The organism is Mycobacterium sp. DHQP2018-32-09 (genome assembly GCF_058148405.1).
Genome location: NZ_JBYVYK010000132.1, coordinates 1 through 472 on the forward strand (window position 1 = coordinate 1; position 472 = coordinate 472).

Here is a 472-nt window from a genome sequence, read left to right on the forward strand (position 1 = left end):
GGCGCGCTCGCGCAGGACGTCGTCGGCCACCGCGGCACGACTGGTGTGCAGCCGCTCGGCGATGGCCGCCACCCGTGCGCGGGCGGTGTCGATGCCCTCGCGCAGCGTGGTGGCCCGCGTCGCCCTCTCGGTCATCGTCGTGGCGGCCGCGGCGGCCGCGTCACGCAGTGCCGTAGCGGCGGCCCGTGCCGCCCCGTGTGCCGCCACGGACTCCTCGAGCGCGACGCGGGCCTCTTCGGGATCGCTGGTGTCGTCCGGCAATTCGGCGTCGAGCGTGGCCGACCGACGGCGCAGGGCGTCGAGGTCGTCGTCGCCGAGCAGCGCGTCGCGGGCGGCCTGCAACCGTTGGCGCAGGGAGGTGACCTCGCGGCGCTGGGCATCCAGCTCGCGCGCGGCGTCGACGTCGTCGACCCCCGCGGCGGTCAGCGCCTGCGCCAGGGCGGTGCGGGCCGCGGCGAGCACCGCTCCGGTG

At 78.0% G+C, this 472-nt stretch carries 1 pseudogene; it reads right to left on the reverse strand.

From position 1 onward, the window contains the following. Positions 1-472 (reverse strand): annotated as a pseudogene (locus AC30CM_RS27015) (AAA family ATPase); the annotation flags it as partial.